The organism is Pseudomonas sp. TNT3 (assembly GCF_010095445.2).
Classification (GTDB): Bacteria; Pseudomonadota; Gammaproteobacteria; order Pseudomonadales; family Pseudomonadaceae; genus Aquipseudomonas.
Map to the genome: position 1 here is coordinate 1 of NZ_WFGV02000108.1, position 7,287 is coordinate 7,287.

The window sequence follows — 7,287 nt, forward strand, 5'->3', positions numbered from 1 at the left end:
CTGCGATGAGGGCCATCCGGCCGGGCGTCACCTCGCCATGACGGCGCGCAGCTATGCCACTGCCGGGCGCATGCTCGGTGCCATCGGCACTCGCGCCTTTACTCAGTATTCGTCAGCGCTGTACCGGCGCCCGGACTTCTACTATTCGAGCCAGAAGTTAAGCATGCTGGACGCGGCCCGATTCTTCCTCAAAACCACCGACGCCCTTCTGGGCAGCGCCCGGATTCCACCGAGCCCGGCCGACATCCCGGCCGAAGTCTTCGCCGGGTGGATGCAGCCGGAACTCGACCGTTTCTTCGGACCGGGACGGATCACAGTCGTGCTCGACCCGACCCTGGCCGCCAAAGCCATCGCCGGGGCGAGTCGCATCCGTCTGCGGGCCAGCGCCCTGTTCTCCGAGCTGGACAAGAATCAGCTATTGCAGCACGAAGCTTTCGTGCATGTGGCCACGGCACAAAACGGTGCGCTGCAACCTAACCTGAAAAGCCTGGGGCTGGGGGCGCCACGCACGACCCAGACCCAGGAAGGCATCGCCACGCTGGCCGAGCTGTTCACCGGCAGCATGGACATCAATCGCTTGCGCCGCCTCGCTCTGCGCGTGCTCGCGGTCCAGCAGGCGCTGGATGGCGCCGATTTCATCCAGGTGTTCGAAAGCTTTCTCGCGGCCGGTCAGTCGCAAGAGGAATCCTTCCGCTCGACCCAACGGGTTTTCCGTGGCGCCGACCTGCGCGGCGGTTCGGCGTTCACCAAGGATGCCGCCTACCTGACGGGTTTGCTCGGCGTCCACACCCTGCTGCGTATCGCGATCCGCGACAACCGGCCGGAACTGGTGGGCCATTTGTTCGCCGGGCGCCTCAATCTGGGGGATACCGTACGCCTGGCCCCGCTCTTCGAGTCCGGCTGGCTCCAGGGACCGGTCCATGTCCCGGCCTGGGCGTCCGATCTGCGTCTGCTCGCCGCCAACCTGGCGTTCTCCGCTTTTATTTCCCGGATCAAGCTGGAGGTACTCGATCTGGAGGTACTCATGGCGTTTGCAGACGAGCATGAAACTGACGCGAGCGCCTAGTCTGGTTGGATCACAAGGAGTCGGTGTTCAACTGGGATGTAAGTTGCGGTTTTCATGTCAAGTTTGTCGGCGACCTTATGCACGCCGGCACAGCCGCCAAGCGATGCGCACATCCCGATCAGTTTGCGTGGCCCGGCACCCGCTCTAGGTCAAGGGTTGAGCTTCAGATACGCGTTGACTCTGCCGCTTTTAGGGTCAACCAGCCAGAACTCATTATTAGCCACTTTCACTTGGCTGCATTCCGTTGGATAGCCCTTCGGGATCACGCAAACAACACCCTCTTTGAGCGTCCAGTTTTCTTTCTCGGGCGGGTTGGGCGCCATTTGAAACACGTCCGTGCCATCAGGCGAGAAAGTAATCGAATAGGGATGACTGCCCTCCCGAGTGGTTCCGTACAGCTTCTTGTTCATCAACGTACTGTGGATCTGCTGGTCATTTAAGGTAACTGCATTGGCAGGTACTGGGGGCGGTTGATAGCTGCTACTGCTTGCGCAGCCGGCCAGGAGCGCCAACAAGGAGATCATTCCGAACTTTGAGAAAGCCATGTCGCACCTTCCTTGTAGTTACCGGACAAATTTCCGGTAAATCAAAGCGTAGACAAGCCAGATTGACGGCTCCTGTGCAGGCGCCCAACGGTTGACGCTTATGACCAACGTCCGGATGAGGTCGATGATCGCTTAGACGATCTACCGACGAGCAGAATCCTGTGGCGAGGGGATTTATCCCCGTTGGGCTGCAAAGCAGCCCCAGAACCTGCGACCGAGGAGTATCAGGCTCATCGCGTTTTTTGGTTTTACGACTGCTGCGCAGCCGAACGGGGATAAATCCCCTCGCCACAGGAATCCCCCCCGCCACAAATATATGCGTACCGACTAAGAGAACCGCACTACCGATATCAACCCGCCCGACCACCAACCTTTATCTGCGTCAGCCCAACCAACCCAGCCTGCTCAAGAATCTCCTCCGGCGTCGCATCCGCCGTGGGCATGATCAGGCTGTTTTCGCCATCCCCAAAGTGCAGTTGAAGCAGGTGCATCGCCGCTTCATGGACCTGCAGTTCTGACTGTTTGAGTTCGAACACGTGGGTGCGGGGCTCGCCGTTGAACAGGTAACTCACGGTGTAGTTGTGCATGGAAGGATCCTCGTCATGGAAGTAGTGCAACTGATTATCCTGACTGAACAGTCAGTTTTTAGTTCAACTGCACCGCTTTGCGCTGTTCACACAGGATCGTTCACAGCCCATCGCGCCTGACTACAATCGGTCGAAAATCGGATTGGCTGTCAGGCCGCCATCGCTGGCAAGCCAGCTCCCACAGGATCGGGACATCCACATGAATCAGGTCGGTCAATCGGGCGCTATCGTCGGAATGCCGCCCAGACCAAGCTTTGCTCCTACAGAGCATCAAAAAAACCACCACCCATCGCCGTTGCCCTTCACCACTCAAGGCCGAGCGTTAGCTCGCCTGCAAGCTTTTGATTTTGATCTACCCGCCCCGTCGGGAGGCCGAGTGGAGGTGTTCATCTGGGGGTCAGGCGCGAAGCGCCGTGCGGCGAAGCCGCCATCGCGAGCAGGCTCGCTCCTACATAGGTCGTTGCACTAAACATGTAAACGATCGGCAATACGGCTTATCCCGATCTTCAGTCGTGCGAATCAAATTGCTGCACACTTCAGCTGTTACCCACCCCCTCAGATCCCCCGCCTTGTTTCACATGTAAAACAAACGACTCTCTTGGCGTTACCTAAAAAAGCACCGTCCTCTCGCACTGCCCTGAACTTCGCACAAGCAATGTGCAATTTCGTGCCATATAAGAAACCTCGTTTCGTATATGAAACACGCAAAAATCGAGATAAATCACCTAACTGTTTATTTATAAACGACTTTTAAACAAAAAAGCGACTTGGCAACGCTCTGGCATTGTTCATGCACTAAACACCGTATCACCTATAAAACAGACCAGAGACCCTTCCCAATGGCTGTGAACGAGATGTACGCCGTCGCCCCGCAATGGATTAAGCCCGCTCCCAAGGAAGACCAGGAGCCCACCGAAATCGAATTCCGCAACGTCGGTAAATGTTTCCCGGCCAAAGGTAAATCCGAAGCGCCGTTCGCCATTCGCGAAGTCAACTTCAAGATTCGTCGCGGTGAAGTGGTGTCGATCATCGGCCCTTCCGGTTGCGGCAAAAGCACCATTCTGAACATGGGCTCAGGCCTCTATCGACCTTCCGAAGGCGAAGTGTTCGTCGGCGGTGAAGCCGTAACCGGCCCGGTTCGCCAGGTCGCGTTCATGCTGCAGAAAGATCTGTTGATGCCGTGGCGCAGCATTCGTCGCAACGTCGAACTGGGCCTGGAGATTCAAGGTGTCGCAGCCGCCAAGCGTCAAGCCGTTGCCAAAGATCTGCTCGATCGTTGCCACCTGCAAGGCTTTGCCGACCACTACCCCTTCCAGCTGTCGGGCGGCATGCGTCAGCGCGCGGCACTGGCTCGCACCCTGGCCATTGACCCGCAAGTGCTGTTCCTCGACGAGCCGTTCTCGGCACTGGATGCGCAAACCAAGATGATCCTGCAACAGGACATGGCGCGGATGCTGTTCGATGAAAAGAAAACCGCGCTGTTCATTACCCATGACCTGATTGAAGCCATCGCCATGTCCGACCGGCTGCTGGTCATGAGCGCCCGCCCCGGCACCATCATCGAAGAAATCAGCATTGACCTGCCGTTCCGTGACAACCCGCTGGAGCGCCGCAAGCTGCCGGAAATCGGTCCGCTGGTCGGTCGCCTGATGGAGTTGCTGCAGGTCGGTGAAGACACCGAACTGCATTGATCAACGCCCGTGTGGCCATCACCTGACTCAGGAGTACGCATGTTCAAGTCTCTGTTTCAACGCTTCAACCAGCTCTCCGGCCTCGCCCTCGGCCTGGGCCTGGCGTTCGCCGCCCAGGCACAGTCGACCGACGTGACTTACCTGTTGCCGGCACCGCCAAACTCGCCGGCCTTCGCGCCGTGGATCATCGCCCAGCAGAAGGGTTACTACGCCGCGCAGAACCTGAACATGACGTTCATTGCAGCCAAGGGTGGCGTGGACGTGGCGAAGCAGATCGGTGCCGGTAACGCGATGCTCGGCGGCGCCATCGGCGACACCCCTATCGTGGTGCGCGCCAACGGTATCCCGGTGCGCGCCGTGGCGGTGCTGGGTGCAGGCGGGGTCACCATGATCGCCACCAATGCCGCCGAAAACATCAACTCGATCACCGACCTCAAGGGCAAGACCATGACGGTGATGTCCTACTCGGACACCACCTACTACGCCCTGCTCGCTTCATTGCGCAAAGCCGGTCTCGGCAAAACCGACGTGAACATCCAGGCCGCCGGCCCGTCGGGCGTCTGGCAGTTGTTCTCGGCGGACAAGGCCCAGGCGATGGCGGGCGTGCCGGACTGGGTGGTGAATGCCGAAGACGCGGGAGTCAAGATCAAGCTGATCCCGCAAGAGCAGATTTTCGAGAGCATGGCCCAAGCCATTCTCGCCTCCGATGACGCCATCAAGAACCATCCGCAAATTGTTCGCGGTGTTGTCCAGGCCACCCTGCAAGGCATGCGCGACATCATTCAGGACCCCAAGGCCGCCGCCGCCACGTTCGCCCAGGCCGTCCCCGCCTATGCCGGCAAGGAAGCCTCGCTGGAGAAGGTCTTCAAGCTCTACGTCGAACACGTCTACGCCAACCAGACAGTGCCGGGACGCATCGATCCGGCGCGGCTTGAAGCGGTCCGCCAGTTCTATGTCAGCGAAGGCATCGTCACCCAGGAGCCCAAGCTCGACGACCTCTACACCAACCAGTTCATCGACACCCAAACAGCCGCGCAATAACGGCGAGTGACGACAAGGTAAAGACACGATGAAAAACCTCAATAACTCCATGCTCGGCAGCGTCGCCCTGCTGATCCTGTTCCTGGTGCTTTGGCAGTGGGGGCCGGGACTGCTCGGCATGCCCGAATTCGTCATGCCGCAACTGAGCCGCGTGGCTCAGGAAAGCGTGGTGATGTGGCAGACCGGCGGGCTGTTGCAACACACCCTGATCACTGCGTTCGAGATCATTGTCGGCTTCGGCCTGGGTGCCCTGCTCGGTGTGGCCATCGGCGTTTCGCTGGGCCTCTCGCCGGCCGCGGAAGCCATGCTGTCGCCGTACATCCTGGCCCTGCAGATCGCCCCGAAAGTGGCCTTCGCACCGCTGTTCGTGATGTGGCTGGGCTACACCATTTACCCGAAGATTCTGATCGCCATCCTGATCGTGTTCTTCCCGGTGATGATCAACGTGCTGTCGGCGATTCGCACCGTCGACCCGGACATGATCAACCTCGTGCGGACCATGAACGCCAGCCGCTGGCAGATCTTCCGCCTGGTGGAGTTCCCGTCGGCCATGGCCGCGCTGTTCTCCGGCCTGCGCATTGCCTCGACCCTGGCCGTGATCGGCGTCACCGTCGGTGAACTGGTCGGCGGTAATCAGGGCCTGGGCTTCCTGCTGGTCGATGCCGAAGGCCAGGGCAATACCGCTGGCGTGTTCGTCGCCATCGTGATGCTCACGGTCATCGGTGTCCTCGCCTACGGCGCCGTGGTCTGGAGCGAAAAACGCGTCCTGCACTACATGCCCAAAGCCATGTTGAGCACCCAATGATGACGACCCTCAATCGCTTGCTTGAAGGCCGCCGCGTGCTGGTTACCGGTGGCGCCCGTGGCTTGGGTTACGCCTTTGCCCAGGCCATTGGCCGGGCCGGTGCCCACGTGGTGATCGCCGATATTCTCGCTGAACGGGTGCAGCAATCCGCCGCCGAACTGGTTGCCGAAGGCCTGGTCGTGCATGGCGTGACGGTCGATCTTGCACAACCGGATTCGATCGATGCCTGCATCGCTGAAACCGTTCGTTTGCTCGGTGGGCTCGACGGCCTGGTGAACAACGCATCGATCACCAATTCCGGCGGCAAGACCTGCGAAGAGCTGACCCTCGACACCTGGGATCAGGTCATGCAAGTCAACGTGCGCGGCACCTGGCTGATGACCAAGGCAAGCCTGCCAGCCCTGCGCGCCAGCGGTCATGGCGCCATCGTCAACCTGGCGTCCGACACGCCGTTGTGGGGCGCGCCGAACCTGTTGGCGTATGTCGCGAGCAAAGGCGCAATCATCGCCATGACCCGCAGCCTGGCCCGCGAACTGGGCGCTGACAACATTACCGTCAACGCTGTCGCGCCGGGCCTGGTGCTGGTCGAAGCCACCGCCTACGTGCCCGAAGCCCGGCACCGTTTGTACAACGATCAACGCGCCATCCAGCGCCCACAACTTCCCGAAGACGTCAGCGGCGCCGTGCTGTTCGCGCTGTCCGACCTCGCCCGTTTCATCACAGGACAAACCTTGCCGGTCAACGGCGGGTTCGTCATGCCTTGACTTGATCTGGAGACAGCCATGACCGATTTATCCGCACACGTACAAGACACCCCAAAAAGCTGGGAACAACCGGCCGGCAGCGACCTTGAAAGCTGGATGAACACCCGCATCGCCCGCTACGAAACCCGCAAGTACGACTGGAACGCGCTGAAATTCCAGGCCGACTACGACCCGAAATTCCGTCGTGCGCAAATGCGCTACATCGGCACCGGCGGCACGGGCGTCAGCACCGACATGAACACCATCCCGTCGGAGAACTTCACGTTTTCCACCATGGTGATTCCCGCCGGTCACGAAGGCCCGCCGCACCTGCACACCGACGTCGAAGAAGTGTTCTTCGTGCTGCGCGGCAAGCTCAAGGTGGTGATCGAAAAGGACGGTGAGCGTTTCGAAACCATCCTCACCGACCGCGACGTGATTTCCGTGCCGCCGGGTGTGTACCGCGAAGAGATCAACATCGGCGATGAAGACGCGTTGATGTGCGTGATGCTCGGCGCGAAAAAACCCGTCACCCCGACCTACCCGCCAGAACACCCTCTGGCCTCGATCAAGCGCGGATAAGCCCATGTTGCACGCCATCGACAATCACGCCCCGTCGCTGACCGACGATCTCCAGGCCCAACTGGCCCTGCACTTTCCCCTGCGCCTGCTGGAGATTGCCGGTGGACGCCAGGGCATCCGCGAATGCGGGGCCGGGCCGGCGATTGTGTTGCTGCACGGGATCGGTTCGGGCTCGGCGTCGTGGTTGCAGGTGGCCCGCGTACTTGGCCAGAGCGCCCGGGTGATTG

8 protein-coding genes and 1 pseudogene are annotated in these 7,287 nt (G+C 60.2%); 7 read left to right on the forward strand and 2 right to left on the reverse strand.

The genetic code is table 11. The features are described 5' to 3' along the window. Positions 1 to 1,066: tyrosine/phenylalanine carboxypeptidase domain-containing protein (locus tag GBC55_RS29270; RefSeq protein WP_247267063.1), on the forward strand; the 1,066-nt coding region annotated here is incomplete at its 5' end. Between the two features lie 149 nt (positions 1,067 to 1,215). Here GBC55_RS29270 and GBC55_RS29275 read toward each other — a convergent pair. Both GBC55_RS29275 and GBC55_RS29280 read right to left on the reverse strand, forming a co-directional pair. Further along, on the reverse strand, positions 1,216 to 1,611 hold the full coding sequence (locus GBC55_RS29275) for a hypothetical protein (RefSeq protein WP_162441112.1): 396 nt from the start codon (positions 1,609 to 1,611) through the stop codon (positions 1,216 to 1,218). 350 nt (positions 1,612 to 1,961) lie between these two features. Continuing rightward, a complete protein-coding gene (locus GBC55_RS29280) occupies positions 1,962 to 2,198 on the reverse strand; it encodes a hypothetical protein (protein ID WP_162441113.1) in 237 nt (78 codons plus the stop codon). An 854-nt stretch (positions 2,199 to 3,052) separates the two neighbouring features. Here GBC55_RS29280 and GBC55_RS29285 point away from each other — a divergent pair. The 6 genes and pseudogenes from GBC55_RS29285 to GBC55_RS29310 all read left to right on the forward strand — a co-directional run. Continuing rightward, complete coding sequence (locus GBC55_RS29285) at positions 3,053 to 3,889, forward strand: ABC transporter ATP-binding protein (RefSeq protein WP_235992975.1); 837 nt, start codon at positions 3,053 to 3,055, stop codon at positions 3,887 to 3,889. 39 nt (positions 3,890 to 3,928) lie between these two features. Further along, complete coding sequence (locus tag GBC55_RS29290) at positions 3,929 to 4,930, forward strand: ABC transporter substrate-binding protein (RefSeq protein WP_162441115.1); 1,002 nt, start codon at positions 3,929 to 3,931, stop codon at positions 4,928 to 4,930. A 28-nt stretch (positions 4,931 to 4,958) separates the two neighbouring features. Next, complete coding sequence (locus GBC55_RS29295; RefSeq protein ID WP_162441116.1) at positions 4,959 to 5,735, forward strand: ABC transporter permease; 777 nt, start codon at positions 4,959 to 4,961, stop codon at positions 5,733 to 5,735. Further along, on the forward strand, positions 5,732 to 6,499 hold the full coding sequence (locus GBC55_RS29300; RefSeq protein ID WP_178114357.1) for an SDR family oxidoreductase: 768 nt from the start codon (positions 5,732 to 5,734) through the stop codon (positions 6,497 to 6,499). The genes GBC55_RS29295 and GBC55_RS29300 overlap by 4 nt, the downstream gene beginning before the upstream one ends. 18 nt (positions 6,500 to 6,517) lie before the next feature. Continuing rightward, on the forward strand, positions 6,518 to 7,060 hold the full coding sequence (locus GBC55_RS29305; protein WP_162441117.1) for a cupin domain-containing protein: 543 nt from the start codon (positions 6,518 to 6,520) through the stop codon (positions 7,058 to 7,060). A gap of 4 nt (positions 7,061 to 7,064) precedes the next feature. Further along, positions 7,065 to 7,287, forward strand: a pseudogene (locus tag GBC55_RS29310) (alpha/beta hydrolase); the annotation flags it as partial.

What these genes read in the sequence shown, in the direction of transcription:
- GBC55_RS29275 (WP_162441112.1), bottom strand. Translation starts at nt 1,611, where the DNA reads ATGGCTTTCTCAAAGTTCGGAATGATCTCCTTGTTGGCGCTCCTGGCC.
- GBC55_RS29280 (WP_162441113.1), bottom strand. Translation starts at nt 2,198, where the DNA reads ATGCACAACTACACCGTGAGTTACCTGTTCAACGGCGAGCCCCGCACC.
- GBC55_RS29285 (WP_235992975.1), top strand. Translation starts at nt 3,053, where the DNA reads ATGTACGCCGTCGCCCCGCAATGGATTAAGCCCGCTCCCAAGGAAGAC.
- GBC55_RS29290 (WP_162441115.1), top strand. Translation starts at nt 3,929, where the DNA reads ATGTTCAAGTCTCTGTTTCAACGCTTCAACCAGCTCTCCGGCCTCGCC.
- GBC55_RS29295 (WP_162441116.1), top strand. Translation starts at nt 4,959, where the DNA reads ATGAAAAACCTCAATAACTCCATGCTCGGCAGCGTCGCCCTGCTGATC.
- GBC55_RS29300 (WP_178114357.1), top strand. Translation starts at nt 5,732, where the DNA reads ATGATGACGACCCTCAATCGCTTGCTTGAAGGCCGCCGCGTGCTGGTT.
- GBC55_RS29305 (WP_162441117.1), top strand. Translation starts at nt 6,518, where the DNA reads ATGACCGATTTATCCGCACACGTACAAGACACCCCAAAAAGCTGGGAA.